17 protein-coding genes and 1 pseudogene are annotated in these 14,356 nt (G+C 72.8%); 8 read left to right on the forward strand and 10 right to left on the reverse strand.

Going from position 1 to position 14,356, the window contains the following annotated elements:
* The first annotated feature begins 26 nt into the window (after positions 1–26).
* From AB0J40_RS29310 to AB0J40_RS29320, 3 genes are read left to right on the forward strand one after another with little or no spacing between them, the layout of a single operon-like run.
* Positions 27–716 (forward strand): response regulator transcription factor, encoded by a 690-nt coding sequence (locus AB0J40_RS29310; RefSeq protein WP_364458896.1) that lies wholly within the window; start codon positions 27–29, stop codon positions 714–716.
* Positions 713–2,134, forward strand: coding sequence for a HAMP domain-containing sensor histidine kinase (locus AB0J40_RS29315; protein WP_364458898.1), 1,422 nt, complete (start codon positions 713–715; stop codon positions 2,132–2,134). Before AB0J40_RS29310 ends, AB0J40_RS29315 begins: the two co-directional genes overlap by 4 nt.
* Positions 2,131–2,619, forward strand: coding sequence for a hypothetical protein (locus tag AB0J40_RS29320; protein WP_364458900.1), 489 nt, complete (start codon positions 2,131–2,133; stop codon positions 2,617–2,619). The genes AB0J40_RS29315 and AB0J40_RS29320 overlap by 4 nt, the downstream gene beginning before the upstream one ends.
* Positions 2,620–2,626: 7 nt before the next feature.
* Here AB0J40_RS29320 and AB0J40_RS29325 read toward each other — a convergent pair whose 3' ends face one another.
* From AB0J40_RS29325 to AB0J40_RS29335, 3 genes and pseudogenes are all read right to left on the reverse strand, one after another.
* Positions 2,627–3,370: a methyltransferase domain-containing protein gene (locus AB0J40_RS29325; RefSeq protein WP_364458903.1), complete on the reverse strand. Its 744-nt coding sequence runs from the start codon at positions 3,368–3,370 to the stop codon at positions 2,627–2,629.
* Positions 3,304–3,537 (reverse strand): annotated as a pseudogene (locus AB0J40_RS29330) (methyltransferase domain-containing protein); the annotation flags it as partial. The pseudogene AB0J40_RS29330 and the gene AB0J40_RS29325, both read right to left, overlap by 67 nt.
* 25 nt (positions 3,538–3,562) lie before the next feature.
* The gene (locus AB0J40_RS29335; protein ID WP_364458906.1) at positions 3,563–4,156 is read right to left on the reverse strand and encodes an NAD(P)H-dependent oxidoreductase; all 594 of its coding nucleotides are present in this window, start codon (positions 4,154–4,156) and stop codon (positions 3,563–3,565) included.
* Positions 4,157–4,254: 98 nt separating this feature from the next.
* On the opposite strand from AB0J40_RS29335, the gene soxR reads away from it, so the two are divergent.
* Positions 4,255–4,734 (forward strand): redox-sensitive transcriptional activator SoxR, encoded by a 480-nt coding sequence (soxR, locus tag AB0J40_RS29340; RefSeq protein ID WP_364458909.1) that lies wholly within the window; start codon positions 4,255–4,257, stop codon positions 4,732–4,734.
* On the opposite strand, the gene AB0J40_RS29345 is transcribed toward soxR, so the two are convergent.
* The 3 genes from AB0J40_RS29345 to AB0J40_RS29355 all read right to left on the reverse strand — a co-directional run bounded on the left by AB0J40_RS29345 (position 4,731) and on the right by AB0J40_RS29355 (position 6,582).
* On the reverse strand, positions 4,731–5,240 hold the full coding sequence (locus tag AB0J40_RS29345) for a DUF664 domain-containing protein (RefSeq protein ID WP_364458912.1): 510 nt from the start codon (positions 5,238–5,240) through the stop codon (positions 4,731–4,733). The genes soxR and AB0J40_RS29345 overlap by 4 nt on opposite strands.
* Positions 5,241–5,326: 86 nt before the next feature.
* The gene (locus AB0J40_RS29350) at positions 5,327–5,899 is read right to left on the reverse strand and encodes a hypothetical protein (RefSeq protein WP_364458915.1); all 573 of its coding nucleotides are present in this window, start codon (positions 5,897–5,899) and stop codon (positions 5,327–5,329) included.
* 2 nt (positions 5,900–5,901) lie between these two features.
* On the reverse strand, positions 5,902–6,582 hold the full coding sequence (locus tag AB0J40_RS29355; protein ID WP_364458918.1) for a hypothetical protein: 681 nt from the start codon (positions 6,580–6,582) through the stop codon (positions 5,902–5,904).
* A gap of 239 nt (positions 6,583–6,821) precedes the next feature.
* Here AB0J40_RS29355 and AB0J40_RS29360 point away from each other — a divergent pair, with 239 nt between their 5' ends.
* Together AB0J40_RS29360 and AB0J40_RS29365 are read left to right on the forward strand one after the other, a co-directional pair.
* A complete protein-coding gene (locus AB0J40_RS29360; RefSeq protein WP_364458920.1) occupies positions 6,822–7,562 on the forward strand; it encodes an SDR family oxidoreductase in 741 nt (246 codons plus the stop codon).
* 11 nt (positions 7,563–7,573) lie between these two features.
* Positions 7,574–8,470: an SDR family oxidoreductase gene (locus AB0J40_RS29365; protein ID WP_364458923.1), complete on the forward strand. Its 897-nt coding sequence runs from the start codon at positions 7,574–7,576 to the stop codon at positions 8,468–8,470.
* On the opposite strand, the gene AB0J40_RS29370 is transcribed toward AB0J40_RS29365, so the two are convergent.
* Positions 8,442–8,879, reverse strand: a complete 438-nt coding sequence (locus AB0J40_RS29370) for a DUF6314 family protein (RefSeq protein ID WP_364458926.1) — start codon at positions 8,877–8,879, stop codon at positions 8,442–8,444. The genes AB0J40_RS29365 and AB0J40_RS29370 overlap by 29 nt on opposite strands.
* 68 nt (positions 8,880–8,947) lie before the next feature.
* On the opposite strand from AB0J40_RS29370, the gene recQ reads away from it, so the two are divergent.
* On the forward strand, positions 8,948–10,783 hold the full coding sequence (gene recQ / locus AB0J40_RS29375; protein WP_364458928.1) for a DNA helicase RecQ: 1,836 nt from the start codon (positions 8,948–8,950) through the stop codon (positions 10,781–10,783).
* 1 nt (position 10,784) lies between these two features.
* Here the strand turns inward: recQ and AB0J40_RS29380 are convergent, their stop codons facing one another.
* Positions 10,785–11,006, reverse strand: a complete 222-nt coding sequence (locus AB0J40_RS29380; RefSeq protein ID WP_364458931.1) for an antitoxin — start codon at positions 11,004–11,006, stop codon at positions 10,785–10,787.
* A gap of 142 nt (positions 11,007–11,148) precedes the next feature.
* On the opposite strand from AB0J40_RS29380, the gene add reads away from it, so the two are divergent.
* On the forward strand, positions 11,149–12,126 hold the full coding sequence (add, locus tag AB0J40_RS29385) for an adenosine deaminase (RefSeq protein WP_364458932.1): 978 nt from the start codon (positions 11,149–11,151) through the stop codon (positions 12,124–12,126).
* Here the strand turns inward: add and AB0J40_RS29390 are convergent.
* Both AB0J40_RS29390 and AB0J40_RS29395 read right to left on the reverse strand, forming a co-directional pair.
* The gene (locus AB0J40_RS29390) at positions 12,104–13,471 is read right to left on the reverse strand and encodes a VWA domain-containing protein (RefSeq protein ID WP_364458935.1); all 1,368 of its coding nucleotides are present in this window, start codon (positions 13,469–13,471) and stop codon (positions 12,104–12,106) included. The genes add and AB0J40_RS29390 overlap by 23 nt on opposite strands.
* Complete coding sequence (locus AB0J40_RS29395) at positions 13,468–14,349, reverse strand: MoxR family ATPase (protein ID WP_364458937.1); 882 nt, start codon at positions 14,347–14,349, stop codon at positions 13,468–13,470. The genes AB0J40_RS29390 and AB0J40_RS29395 overlap by 4 nt, the downstream gene beginning before the upstream one ends.
* Between the last annotated feature and the right edge of the window lie 7 nt (positions 14,350–14,356).

A 14,356-nucleotide genomic window follows, 5' to 3' on the forward strand; every position in this document is an offset into this window, starting at 1 on the left:
CGTGCGCTTTTCCGAATAATGGCGCCGTGGCCGAGGTACTGGTGGTAGAAGACGACGCGGCGGTGCGGGAAGGGCTGCAGCTGGCCCTGCGCCGGCAGGGACACGTGGTGCACACGGCCGAATCGGGCGAGCTCGGCATCGAGGTGCTCGTGCGGCACCGGCCCGACATCGTCGTGCTCGACCTGATGCTGCCCGGCATGGACGGGTTCGAGACCTGCCGCCGGATGCGGGCGTCCGGGCCGATCCCGATCATCATGCTCACCGCGCGCAGCGACGACTTCGACGTCGTCGCCGGGCTCGAAGCGGGCGCGGACGACTACGTGGCCAAACCGGTCGAGCCGCGGGTGCTGGACGCGCGGATCCGGGCGGTGCTGCGGCGGGCCGTCGCCGAGCGGCCGGGCGAGCCGCCGGAACCGGAGGAACGCCACGGCGACCTGGTGATCGACCGGGCCGGGCTCGAGGTGAGCAAGCGCGGCGCCCCCGTGTCGCTCACCCCGACCGAGCTGAAGCTGCTGCTGGAGCTTTCGCGCACACCCGGGCAGGTGTACAGCCGCCAGCAGATCCTCTCCGCCGTCTGGGACCACGACTACCTGGGGGACTCGCGGCTCGTCGACGCGTGCGTGCAGCGGCTGCGCGCGAAGATCGAAGACGTCCCGGCGAAGCCGGAGTACGTGCAGACGGTCCGGGGGTTCGGCTACCGGTTCGGCCGGTCGTGATCCGGCAGGTCCGCTCGTGGCTCGCCGGGCTGCGGCCCCGGCTGGTCGCCGCGTTCGCGGTCATCATGATCCTCGGCGCCACCGCCGCGGCCGGCGCCAGCTACGTCTCCGCGCGCAACGCCATCCTCGAGGGCATCCAGGACCAGACGATGCTGAAGCTGCGCGACCAGATCGTCGCGTACCTGCCGACCATCACGCTGCCGCCGACCCAGGCCACGCTCGACGCGTTCGCGGCCGCGCTGAAGCCCAGCGGTGCGCTGGTCGTGTACCGCAACCTGCACTCGTCGTCGGGCATGACGCCGCAGGACGTGCCCGGGTCCCTGCGCGAGGCCGTGGCGAACAGCACGAACATCCAGTTCCAGCGGGTGGTCACCCAGGGGTTCCCGATGTTCTTCGTCGGGATCCCGGTGCAGACCGGGTCGGGCCGGACGAGCGGGCTCGAGGTCTACGCGGGGACGCCGCTGGGCCAGCAGCAGGCGGCGATCGACGAACTGTCCCGGACGGCGTGGCAGACGTCCGCGCTGACCCTCCCGTTCGCGGTGGCGGTGGCGCTGCTGGCGGCACGGCAGGTGCTGCGGCCGGTGCGCGCGCTCAACACCGCGGCGAACCAGCTCGGCCGCGGCCGGCTCGACGTGCGGCTGCGCGTCAAGGGTTCCGACGAGCTGGCGCAGCTGGTCACGACCTTCAACCACACCGCAGCCGAGCTGGAGCGCACGGTCGGAACGCTGCGGGCGATGGAGGCCGACGCGCGGCGGTTCGTCGCCGACGTCTCGCACGAGCTGCGGACGCCGCTGGCGGCGATGAACGCGGTCACCGACGTCCTCGACGAGGACGCGGGCCAGCTGCCGGAGGACACCGCCGTGGCCGCGCGGCTGGTCTCGGCGGAGACGAAACGGCTGACGCGGCTCGTGCAGGACCTCATCGAGATCTCCCGGTTCGACGCCGGCCGGGCCGAGCTGCGCCGGGAGGAGGTGGACGTCGCCGCCGCGGTCACCGACAGCCTCACCGCGCGCGGCTGGGAACCCGGATCGGAGAGTTCCGGCCTCGTCGCCGACCTGCCGGCGGGCATCACGGCCGCGCTCGACCGGCGGCGGCTGGACATCGTGGTGGCGAACCTCGTCGGCAACGCGCTGCGGCACGGCGCGCCGCCGGTCGAGGTGGTGCTGCGGGCCGAGGGTGGTCACGTCGTGCTGACCGTCACCGACCACGGGCCGGGCATCCCCGAAGAGGCGCTCCCCCGGGTCTTCGACCGCTTCGCCAAGGCGGACACGTCCCGGGCGCGGTCCGAGGGCAGCGGGCTCGGGCTGTCCATCGCGCGCGAGAACGCGCGGCTGCACGGCGGCGACATCGTCGCGGCCAACACCGGCACCGGCGCCCGGTTCGAGCTGCGCCTGCCCCGCGAAGGGGAGGCGCGGTGAAGAAGCTCCTCGCCCTGGCCGTGGTTCTGCTGGCGAGCGCGTGCGGCGTCCAGCCGACCGGGGTCGTCGCGGCCGGGCCGGCGCCGACGCTGCGCAACCCGGGCAGCCCGGGGCGCGACGCCGAGGTGATCCTCTACTTCGTCCTCGACGGCCGGGCGGCCCCGGTGACGCGCCCGATCGGCACGGACGTGGGTGTCGAAGCGGCGCTGTCGATGCTGCTGGACGGACCTTCCGAGGCCGAGCGGGCCGACGGGTACGTGTCGGCCCTGCCGCGCCGGGCCGGAGCGATCTCGCTGGTCCCCGGTCCGCCGGCGACGATCACCGTCCCGTTCCCGCTGAAGCCCGTCGGCGCCGTCGGGGTCAACCAGCTGGTCTGCACGGCGTTCGCGGCGCTGGCGGCCGACGGCCGGTACTCGATCGAGGGCACGATCGCCGTGTCCGGGCCCGATGTCCAGCTGCCGTACCAGGCGTGCCAGGCGTCCTGACCACTGTCTACTGTGGACTCTTCGTCGCCGAGGCGACGAAGATCGGAACGGCCAGGAAGAACCGCCCGGCGCCGGCCCGCGCCGACTGCTCGCTCAGCCAGGCGTCGAGCTGCGCGTCGGTCGCGATGCCGGCAGCCCGGGCCGCGGCGGCGAGACCGTCGAGCAGGGGCCGGAAGCCGCCGTCGGTGTCGACGACCGTCCTGACTTCGACGGCGACCTCGGTGAACCCGGCGTCGACGAGAAGGGTCCGGTACTGCCGGGCCGCGCGGGGGCCGGCGATGGTGTCGGCGCGGGCGTGGACGATCGCGCGGGTCAGGGCCGGCCGGTCCGAGTCGAGGACGAGTGTGTCCCAGTCCTGCCCGCACAACACGATCCGGCCCCCGGACGCCAGCACCCGCCGAGCCTCCGCGACGGCCGCCGCCGGGTCGGCGAGTTCGTGCAGCACCTTGTCGGCGCGGTAGCCGCGGAACCCGCCGTCGGCGAACGGCAGCCGGAGCACGCCGGCCTCGACGAACCCGGGCGGCGCGAAGAACCCGCGTGCCTGGGCCGCGCGGAAAGGCGGCGCGGCATCGGCCGCGACCGGACCTCCGCCACCATGCGCCCGAGCCGCGAGGCCCTGCGCCGGTCTGGGGGCCGGCGCCGCTGTCTCATCAGCCGCCGAGCCGCCGAGCCGCCGGCACTCCGCGCCCGGGCCGCCGCCAGCATGCGCGGGTCGCGGTCCGCCCCCACCGCGTGCACACCGCGGGCGCACAGCTCCGCGACCGCCCGCCCCCTGCCGCAGCCGACGTCCAGCACCCGGTCGCCCGGAGCGCAGCGCAACAACTCGTATGTCGCTTCGCGTAGCTCGGCCGCGCCCGGCAACTCGTCCGCCCGGTCGAGGCGAGCCAGCAGGTCCGGCTCCGGTGTCATGCCCGCCATCGTCGGCCTTCAAGTGCACGTGAAGTCAAGCTCCGGGGTACGGCCGGACCGCGCGGGCCTCCTTCAGCGAGCGCGCCCACCAGCCCAGCTGGTCGAGCATCGCCTTCGCCGCGATCGCGGCGGCGTCGTCCGTCGGGGTGCCGTCCGGGCCGAAGCGCGTGTGGGCACCGTGGAAGCTGACCGTCTCGCGGATCGTGACCGCGTGGAGCTCGGCGAAGACCGCCCGCAGGTGCTCGACCGCGCGCAGGCCGCCCGACATCCCGCCGTACGAGACGAACGCGACCGGTTTGGCGGCCCATTCGCCGCGGTGCCAGTCGATCGCGTTCTTCAGCGAGGCCGGGTAGCTGTGGTTGTACTCCGGGGTGACCACGACGAACGCGTCGGCCGCGTCGAGCCGCGGCGTCACCTTCGCCACCTCGGCGACCACCGCGGGCGGGGGCGTCGCGCCGAACGCGGGCAGCACCATCGGCAGGTCGGGCTCGGCGAGGTCGACCACGTCGACCGCGAACCCGCCGTGCTCACCGGCGACGCCGGCCAGCCAGTCCGCGACCACCGGGCCGAACCGTCCTTCCCGGACACTTCCCACGATCACCGCGACCCGCACGGGAGCTTCGGACACACTTCCTCCTTGGCACAGCGGCGTTGTTGCCGTCCGGGCCAGGATCAGACTTCAAGCTCGCTTGAAGTCAAGCGCGCGCCTGTGGTTGGCTGGGAAGCATGGTGAACGCCACAGCCCGGCCCCTGCCCGACCTGAGCGTCGGCGAACTCTCGCGCCGCAGCGGGGTGCCCGCGTCGGCCCTGCGGTTCTACGAGGACGAAGGTCTCATCCGCAGCCGGCGCACCGCGGGCAACCAGCGCCGCTACTGCCGCGACGCGCTGCGGCGGGTGACCTTCATCCGGATGTCCCAGCGGGTCGGCATGCCGCTGTCGGCGATCCGGGAGGTGCTCGCGCTCCTGCCCGACGACCGCACGCCGACCCGGGCCGACTGGGCGCGGATCTCGAAGTGCTGGCAGGAGGACCTCACCGCGCGGATCCGCCAGATGGAACAGCTGCGCGACCAGCTCACCGACTGCATCGGCTGCGGGTGCATGTCGCTGGCCAAGTGCCGGCTCGCCAACCCGGGCGACCGGCTCGGCGCCGACGGGCCCGGCCCGCAGCGCCTGGCCGACCACCGGGGCGACGGCTACGAGGACTAGCGGCGGTCCAGCACGCCGCGGACGAACATCGCCTGCCCGGCGTGCTGGATGTCGTCGTCGAGGACGCTGATCAGCCGCACGCCCAGGGACACCGGCGGGTCCCACGCCTCGTCGACGATCCGGTCGAGCGCCTGGTCGTCGAGGTTCTCCACGAACCGGACGGTCTGCTCGTGCACCGCGTCGTAGTAGCCGGTGAGCAGGCCGGGATCGTCGACCCGGACCGCTTCGACGTCGGCCGGGCGGTGCCCGTAGCCGGTGTCGCCCGCGGGGAACGGGAGGCCGAACCGCGAAAGCCAGTCCTGGCCGGTCCACACCTGCTCGACCCCGGCCACGTCCGCGACGTGGTCGTCCTGGACCCGGGTCAGGTGCCACACCAGCCAGGCGATCGAGTTGGCCTCGTCGTCGAGCCGGGTCCGGAGCTGCTCGGCGGTGAGTCCTTTCACCGCCGCGTGCACCGTCCCCCGGACCCGGCCGAACCCGTCGACGAGCAGATCGGCCACATTCATCGGCTGCCTCCCGTTGCTGAACCCGTTCACCGGCGTGCTACCCGATCATGCCCGCCGGCAAACGGGTCCGGCCACCGCGGCGGCCCTCAGTGCGGCAGCAGCTGGTCGAAGAACGAGCGGTAGCGGCGCAGCGCGATCCGCAGCTCTTCGGTGGCCGGTTCGCCCTGCTGCCACTGGGCTTCCAGCTCGCTCTTGTGCTCGGCGAACGTCGTGGCCAGCGCGCTGATCACGGCAGCGACGAGCTCGTCGGCCTGCCGCACGGCCTGCTTCGGGTCGTCGACGAAGCCGGTCTGCACGTTCTGCCAGCGGTCGCGGAACCCGGTGACCTTGTCCTCGTCGATCAGCGGCGGCGTCTCCACGTCGCCGCCCGACTGCGCGGGACCGGTGTCCGCGGTGGAGCCGGCGGTGTCCGGACCGGCCGAGGCCGAGGCCAGGTCGGCGGTGCTCAGGTTCTGGTCCTCGCCGGTGCCACGGTCCAGGTCGTCGGTGCCACGGTCGGTGCCGGTGCCGCGGTCGGTGTCGGTGCCCGGCTCGCGGAACTCGGTCCGCTCCTGGTCGGGGACCTCCGCGGTGCCGTCACGGGCGTCGTCGCGGGACACGTCGTCACGGGCGTAGTCGTCGTCGTGGTCGGTGCCGTGCCGCGTCAGGTGTTCGGTCATGGTCAGCGTCCTCCGTTCCACTCGGTCCGCGGCTGCGCGGACGCCTGGTGCTCTTCCTTGGCGGTGTCGCGACGGTCGGCGCCGTCGTGGTCGTGACCGTTCCGGCGGTCGTGGTGGTCGTGCCCGCGGTCGTGGTCACGGTCGCGCTCGTCGTCGGCACCGTCGGTCAGCAGGTCCTCGAAGACGGTCCGGTAGCGGACCATCGCGTCGCGCAGGTCCTCAGTGGACGCTCCGTCACGCTTCTGCTGCGTGGTGTGCGCGGCGCGGTAGTGCTCCAGCGTCTTGGCGTGCCGCACGGAAAGGTCGGTCACCTGCTGCTCGTAACCCTCGGTCGGGTACCCGCGCTCGGCCATCAGCGCCACGAGGAGCCGGTCGGCTTCGCTGACCGCGGCGGACGGCTGGTCGACGAACTTTTCCTGCACCTGCGCCCAGTCCCGGGCGTAGCGCTCGCGCGCCGACGCCGAGAGCGGCCGGATGTCGAGCTCCTTGTGCCGGCGCTCCCGCTCGGCGAGTTCCCGTTGCGCCGCACGGGGGTTGTCGCTTTCCTTGACGACCCGCTCGTACTCCGGGCCGAACCGCTGTTGCAGCCGCTTCCGCTGCATCTCCTGTGTCACAAGCCAAATCACGGCGCCGAGCACCGCGACGGCCACGACGACGATCACGACGATCAGCCATGTGGGCATTGCGCAAACTCCTTCACGGATGTCGCCCCCGATGCGACCGGTGTGCCCGCAACCGGAGAGCCGAAAACCGCGTTTCTCCGCGATTCGGCCGACCGGCCGCGCGGATACCGCCGGATGCCGATGCTCCCACCAGCGATGTAACGACGATAACATCCAACGACTAGCGTTGTTACCACCGGAGTGCTATCGTCGATAACAGCAAGACGGAAGCAGTGTTACCGACAGGAAGAAGGCATCCGATGAGCACCACCGGAACCCGGGTCGCGATCGTCACCGGCGGCTCGCGCGGCATCGGCCGCCAGGTCGCCGAGCGCCTAGCCGCCGATGGCATGGCCGTCGTCGTCAACTACGCCGGCAACGAGAAGGAAGCGAAGGCCGCGGTCGACGCCATCACCGAGCGCGGTGGCCAGGCGATCGCCGTCCGCGCCGACGTCGCCGAACCCACCCAGGTCGCGGAGCTGTTCGACACCGCGGAGGCCACCTACGGCGGAGTGGACGTCGTCGCCCACCTGGCCGGCGTGATGAACGCGCCGACGCCGATCGCCGACACCGACTTCGAGGTCCTCGACCGGGTGCACCGCACCAACATCCGCGGCACGTTCGCGGTGGCCCAGCAGGCCGCGCGGCGGGTGCGCGAGGGCGGCGCGATCATCACGACGTCGACCTCGGTCCTCGGCCTGAACCTGCCCGGCTACGGCATCTACAACGCGACCAAGGGCGCGGTCGAGGCGATCACCATGATCCTGGCGCGCGAGCTGCGCGGCCGCGACATCACCGTCAACACGGTCGCGCCCGGCCCGACGGCGACCGCGCTGTTCCTCGACGGCAAGGACGAGGAGACGATCGCCCGGATGGCCAAGCAGCCGCCGCTCGAGCGGCTCGGCCGGCCCGAGGACATCGCCGAGGTCGTCGCGTTCCTCGCCGGTCCGGCCCGCTGGGTCAACGGCCAGGTGCTGCGCGCCAACGGCGGCATCGTCTGAGGAGGACAACCGTGATCATCGTCGTCACCGGCGCCTCCAGCGGGATCGGCGCCCTCTCCGCCCGGGCGCTGGCCCGCGCCGGGCACACCGTCTACGCGGGCATGCGCGCCACCACCGGCCGCAACGCGCCCCAGGTCGACGCGGCCGCCGCGTACGCGCGGGAACACGACGTCGACCTGCGCAGCGTCGAACTCGACGTCGCCGGCCAGGAGTCGGTGGACGCCGCCATCGCCCGGATCGTCGCCGAGCAGGGCCGGCTGGACGTCGTCGTGCACAACGCCGGGCACATGGTGCTCGGCCCGGCCGAGGCCTTCACGCCGGAGCAGCTCGCGCAGCTCTACGACACCAACGCGATCGGCACCCAGCGCGTCAACCGCGCGGCCCTCCCCCACCTGCGCGCGCAGGGCGACGGGCTGCTGGTGTGGGTGTCGAGCAGCAGCGTCCGCGGCGGCACCCCGCCCTACCTCGCGCCGTACTTCGCGGCGAAGGCGGCGATGGACAGCCTCGCGGTCTCCTACGCCGCCGAGGTGGCCCGCTTCGGCATCGACACCACGATCATCGTGCCGGGTGCGTTCACCGCGGGCACCAACCACTTCCCGAACTCCGGGAAGCCGGCCGACGAGGCCGTCGCGAAGGCCTACGAGAAGCACTACGCGGGCCTGACGGACCAGGTCGCGGCGAAGCTGGCCGAGATCACCCCGGCGGACGCGGACGTCTCGGTCGTCGCGGACGAGCTGGCGCGCGTGGTCGACCTGCCCAAGGGGCGGCGGCCGTTCCGGGTGCACGTCGACCCGGCCGACGACGGCGGGTGGCTGGTCGCCGAGGTCGGCGACCGCATCCGGAGCGAGTTCCTGCGCCGGATCGACCTGGGCGACCTGCTCAGCCCGGCGGCCGGCGGAACCGGGTGACGATCACGTGGTCCTTCGCCGGGCCGCGGACCGCCCACTCCTGCCGCCAGCGGCGCGCGTCGAGCACGCGGTAGCTCCCGCGGTAGAAGTCGTCGCGGCAGGGGTGGTCCGCGTCCCAGTGCCCGGCGCGCAGGTCGACGGCGTGGAAGAACCCGCCGTGGTCGAAGTGCACGTCGGCGCGGCCGGGCGCGGTGGGCCGGTAGTGCAGCTCCCGGGTGACCGGTCCGGTGTACCCGCCGAGCCGCAGCTCGCCTGCTTCGCGGTAGACGAGGACGCCGTCCTCCTCGGTGAAGGTGGCGGTGCCGGTGACGTCGCCCGCCGGATCGCCGTCGGCGGTGCGGATCTCACGGTCGAACCGCCACGCACCGGCGAAATGCGCGGCGAGATCGGGAACCGGCCAGTACTCCACGGACCCAGTCTGCCACCCCGCGGCGGGCCGGGCCGGAACTGTCGGACCCCCGCTCTATAGTCGGCCGGGTGGCAGACACCGAGCTCGCGACCGTGTCCGACGCGCTGGAGACCCTCCGGCGCGTGTTCGGCTACGACAGCTTCCGCGGCGACCAGGCGGCGATCGTCGAGCACGTGGTCGCCGGCGGCGACGCGCTCGTGCTGATGCCCACCGGTGGCGGGAAGTCGTTGTGCTACCAGATTCCCGCGCTGGTGCGGCCCGGTGTCGGCGTGGTCGTCTCGCCCCTGATCGCGCTGATGCAGGACCAGGTCGACGCGCTGCGCAACGCCGGGGTCCGCGCCGGGTTCCTCAACTCCACGCAGGACTACGCGGCGCGCCAGGAAGTCGAGTCGGCGTTCCTGTCCGGCGAGCTCGACCTGCTCTACCTGGCGCCGGAACGGCTGTCGATGGAGTCCACCGCGCGGCTGTTCGACCGCGGGAAGATCGCCCTGTTCGCGATCGACGAAGCGCACTGCGTCTCCCAGTGGGGCCACGACTTCCGGCCCGAGTACCTGGCGCTGTCCTCGCTGCACGAACGCTGGCCGGACGTGCCGCGGATCGCGCTGACCGCGACGGCGACCGAGGCCACGCACCAGGAGATCTCCGCCCGGCTGAAGCTCGACGAAGCCCGCCACTTCGTCGCCAGCTTCGACCGGCCGAACATCCAGTACCGGATCGTCGGCAAGAACTCGCCGCAGCGGCAGCTCCTGGAGCTGCTGCAGGCCGAGCACAAGGGTGACGCGGGGATCGTCTACTGCCTGTCGCGCAACTCGGTCGAGAAGACCGCGGAATTCCTGGTGCAGAACGGGATCCCGGCGGTGCCGTACCACGCGGGCCTCGACGCGCGCACCCGCGCGAAGCACCAGTCGCGGTTCCTGCGCGAGGACGGCCTGGTCGTGGTCGCCACGATCGCGTTCGGCATGGGCATCGACAAACCGGACGTCCGGTTCGTCGCGCACCTCGACCTGCCGAAGTCCGTCGAGGGCTACTACCAGGAGACCGGGCGCGCGGGCCGGGACGGGCTGCCGTCCACCGCGTGGCTCGCGTACGGGCTGCAGGACGTCGTGCAGCAGCGCAAGATGATCGACACGTCCGAGGGCGACGAGGCGCACCGGCGGCGGCAGGCCGCGCACCTGAACGCGATGCTGGCGCTGTGCGAGACGGTCGAATGCCGGCGCGTGCAGATCCTCAACTACTTCGGCCAGAAGGCCGAGCCCTGCGGCAACTGCGACACGTGCCTGAGCCCGCCGGAGAAGTGGGACGGCACGATCCCGGCGCAGAAGCTGCTGTCGACGATCGTGCGGCTGCGCAACGAGCGGCGCCAGAAGTTCGGCGCGGGCCAGGTGATCGACATCCTGCTCGGCAAGTCGACGCCGAAGGTCACGCAGTTCCAGCACGACACGCTCAAGACGTTCGGCATCGGCACCGAGCTGCGCGAGCCCGAGTGGCGCGCGGTCGTCCGGCAGCTGCTGGCCCAGGGCCTGCTGGCCGTCGAAGGCGACTACGGCTCGCTGGTGCTCACCGAAGCCAGCGCCGAGGTGCTGTCCGGCGGCCGCGAAGTGATGCTGCGCCGCGAGCCCGAGCGCGCCGCGGCGGCCCGGGTCCGCAGCGCGCGGAAGGCCGCCCCCGCGGCGGACATGCCGGCGGAGGCGGCCCCGCTGTTCGAGCGCCTGCGTGCCTGGCGGGCCGGCGTCGCGAAGGAGCAGGGCGTGCCCGCGTACGTGGTTTTCCACGACGCGACCCTGCGTCAGATCGCGACGCAGCGGCCGTCGTCACTGGCCGAGCTGGGCACGGTCAGCGGCGTCGGCGAGAACAAGCTCGCCAAGTACGGCGAAGGCGTCCTCGAGGTCCTGACGGCGGAGTGACCTACCGGGCGGCCGGACCCGGGCGGCCGTCCGGGCCGGTCACCGAGTTGACCTTGCGGACCGCGCCGGCGATCTGCTGGTGGTACTTTCCCTTGGTCTTGTCGTCGACGAACTTCGCGGCCTTGCCGACGACCTGGTTCACCTTTTCGGGGTTCTTCTTCGCGTAGGCACGGGCCGCGCCCGCGGCCCCGGCCAGCATGGTCAGTTTGCGCATCAACGGCACGGTGGTCCTCCCTGATCGGGTTTCCGGTCGTCCTGACAACGCGGACGAACCACCCGGAGGTTCCCCGTGTGACGACGGCCAAACCGCCGCACCCCCGAAAATCACGCGCCCGGGACCCCCGACGCGGCCTACGCTCGCGATCATGCGCGACCTCGCGGCCCTGCCGAAGGCCCACCTGCACGTCCACCTGGAGAGCACGATCCGCCCGGACACGCTCCGCGAACTCGGCGAGGCCAACGGCGTCGCCGTCCCCGCCGAGCCGCCGGTGTTCGACGGCTTCCGCGCCTTCGCCGACTACAACGCGCTCATCCGTTCGTGCCTCCGGCGTCCCGAAGACTTCGAACGCATCGCCCGCGAGTACTGCGAAGACGAAGCCGCCCAAGGCACGCGCTACGCCGAGCTCACGTTCACCGCGGCCTCGCACGGGGAACGCCTCGGCGACCTCGCGATGCCGCTGGAGTCCGTCCTCAAAGGACTGAACGCGAGCACCGCCGGCCTCGACTGGCGGCTGCTGCTGGACCATTCCCGACGTCGTCCGGTCGACCGCGCCGAGCGCACCCTCGACCTCGCGCTGAAGTACGACGAAGTGTTCGCGATCGGGATGGCGGGCGAGGAGAACCACTCCCTCCGTCCCTTCGCGACGGTCTTCGAGAAGGCCCGCGCGGCAGGCCTCCACCTGCTGCACCACACCGGCGAGGACGCCGGCCCGGACAGCATCCGCGAAGCCCTCGAAGTCGGCCGCACCGAACGGCTCGGCCACGGCATCCGCGTCCTCGACGACCCCGCGCTCGTCACCGAGGTCCGCGAACGGGGGCTCGCGCTGGAGGTCTGCCCGTCGTCGAACGTGACGCTCGGGCTGGTCCCGTCCCTGCCGGAGCACCCGCTCCCCCGGCTGGTCGAGGCCGGGCTGACGGTCACGCTCAACACCGACGTCCCGTCGGTCACCGGCGCGAACCTGGCCGCGGAGTACGCGCGCGTCCGCGACGCCTTCGGTTACGACGACACGGCGATGGCCGGCTTCGCCCGGGCGAGCGTCACGGCGTCCTTCGCGCCCGAAGCGACGAAGGAGCGGATGCTGCGCGACATCGACGCGTGGCTCACACCGGCAGCAGGCGGGTGACCAGCGCGCCCAGCTGGTGCACCGTGCGGCACTCGTGCATCTCGACGACCTCGGCGTACTCCAGCGCCGCCGAGTCGCCGGTCGACCACAGCGACCGCCGCTCGGGATTCAGCCAGTAGACGTGCCGGGCGCGGGCCTTGATCTCGCGGACGGCGTCGAGGTTGGGGTCGCCGCCGTTGGTGCGGGCGTCGCCGAGGATCAGCACCGACGTCCGCGGGCCGACCGCGTCGAGCCAGTTCGCGGTGAACTGGCGCAGGGAGCCGCCGTAGTCGCTGTGGCCGTCCCAGCGCACCAGCGCCGCTTCGGACAGCATGCGCGCGCCGAGGTGCTCCGGGTCGGCCGCGCCGGTGGTGACCAGGTGGGTGACCTCGTCGGCGCTGTCGACGAACGCGAACACCCGGATCTTGCTGAACTGGTCGCGCAGCGCCTGCACCAGCAGCATCGTGAAGTTCGCGAACCCGGCCACCGAGCCGGACAGGTCGCACAGCAGCACGATCTCCGGCCGGCCGGGCCGCCGGTGGCGGTAGGCGGGGCGCACCGGGACCCCGCCGGTCGACAGCGACCGCCGCAGCGTGCGGCGCAGGTCGATCTGCCCGCGCGTCATCCGGCGGCGGCGCGCCGCCAAGCGCGTCGCCAGCTTGCGGGACAGCGGCTGGATCGTGCGCCGCAGCTCGGCGAGCTGGGTGCGGCTGGCGATGAGGAAGTCGACGCGGTCGGGCGCGGGCGCGATGGCGTGCTTGGCGACGCGTTCGCGGCCGCGGACCTCGGCCGCGCGGCGGCGCGCCTCGGTACGCACCTGGCCGCGGAAGCCTTCGACGCGGCGGCGGATCTCGTCGCGGTCGAGCCGGTCGGTGAACTCTCCGGGCGCGCCGCCCCCGCGCACCGCGGCCAGCACCCGCGCGATGAGCGTCTGCGGCTGGAGCCGCTCCAGCGTCTGGTGGGCCGAAAAGCCGCCACCGGGCCCGGACGCCGAGCCGTACTGGCCCAGCATGTCGACGGCCAGCCCGGCGAGCTGGGCCAGGGCCTGCTGGTCGCCGTCGGCCAGTGCCGTCGCCAGTTCCGCGCGCAGCTCCTCCAGGGTCGTCGGCCGGTCTTCGCGGGCCCGCTCCGGCGCGCCGATCCCGGCCGGGAAGTACAGGTCGAACGCGGCGTCGAACACCGCGCGCTGCCCGCCGCGGCGCACCAGGGCCGCGGCCAGGCCCTCCCGGACGAGCGAACGGTCGTCCATGCCGAGGACCTCCAGCGCGGCCGCGGCGTCGACCGTCTCGGCGGGGCCGGCCGGGATGCCCTGGGCCCGCAGTGCCCGGACGAACGACGCGAGCCGCTCCGGCACGCCGCCGGTCACGACGCGTCCAGGACCTGTTCGAGCTTCAGGCCGGCGCCGGCCTTCGCGATGTCGTCCTGGTGCTTGAGGACGACGCCGAGGCTCTCCCGCACGACGTGCTCGTCCAGGGTCGAGGCGCCCAGCGCGAGCAGCGTGCGGGCCCAGTCGATGGTCTCGGCGACCGAGGGCAGCTTGCGCAGGTCCATCGCGCGCAGGGCCGCGATCACCCGGACGACGGAGTCGGCGAGCGCGGCGTCGATGCCCGGAACCTTCAACCGGACGATGTCGCGCTCGAGCTCTTCGTCCGGGAAGTCGATGTGCAGGAACAGGCACCGGCGGCGCAGCGCCTCGGACAGCTCGCGCGTCGCGTTGGACGTCAGCACGGCGAACGGCGCGCGCGTGGCGGTGATCGTGCCCAGCTCCGGCACGGTCACCTGGAAGTCGCCGAGCACCTCCAGCAGCAGGCCCTCGACCTCCATGTCGGCCTTGTCGGTCTCGTCGATGAGCAGCACGGTCGGCTCGTCCGACGAGATCGCCGTCAGCAGCGGGCGGCGCAGCAGGAACTCCTCGCCGAAGATGTCGGTGCGGGCCTGCTCCCACGTCTCGTCGCGGCCGGCGGTGATCCGCAGCAGCTGCTTCGCGTGGTTCCACTCGTACAGCGCGCGGGCCTCGTCGATGCCTTCGTAGCACTGCAGGCGCACCAGCCGTGCGCCGCCGACCTGCGCGACGGCCTTGGCGAGCTCGGTCTTGCCGACGCCGGCGGGGCCCTCGACCAGCAACGGCTTGCCGAGCCGGTCGGCGAGGAACACCGTGGTCGCCACGGCCGTCGACGCCAGGTAACCGGCTTCGGCCAGCTTGGCCGACACGTCGTCGACGGAGGTGAAGAATCCGGTGCCCACCACGTGC

Origin of the sequence: Amycolatopsis sp. NPDC049691 (genome assembly GCF_040675005.1) — a bacterium.
GTDB lineage: Bacteria > Actinomycetota > Actinomycetes > Mycobacteriales > Pseudonocardiaceae > Amycolatopsis.

Coding starts and splice junctions, on each gene's coding strand:
- soxR (WP_364458909.1), top strand. CDS start 4,255: ATGGTGAACGCCACAGCCCGGCCCCTGCCCGACCTGAGCGTCGGCGAA.
- AB0J40_RS29345 (WP_364458912.1), bottom strand. CDS start 5,240: ATGAATGTGGCCGATCTGCTCGTCGACGGGTTCGGCCGGGTCCGGGGG.
- AB0J40_RS29350 (WP_364458915.1), bottom strand. CDS start 5,899: ATGACCGAACACCTGACGCGGCACGGCACCGACCACGACGACGACTAC.
- AB0J40_RS29355 (WP_364458918.1), bottom strand. CDS start 6,582: ATGCCCACATGGCTGATCGTCGTGATCGTCGTCGTGGCCGTCGCGGTG.
- AB0J40_RS29360 (WP_364458920.1), top strand. CDS start 6,822: ATGAGCACCACCGGAACCCGGGTCGCGATCGTCACCGGCGGCTCGCGC.
- add (WP_364458932.1), top strand. CDS start 11,149: ATGCGCGACCTCGCGGCCCTGCCGAAGGCCCACCTGCACGTCCACCTG.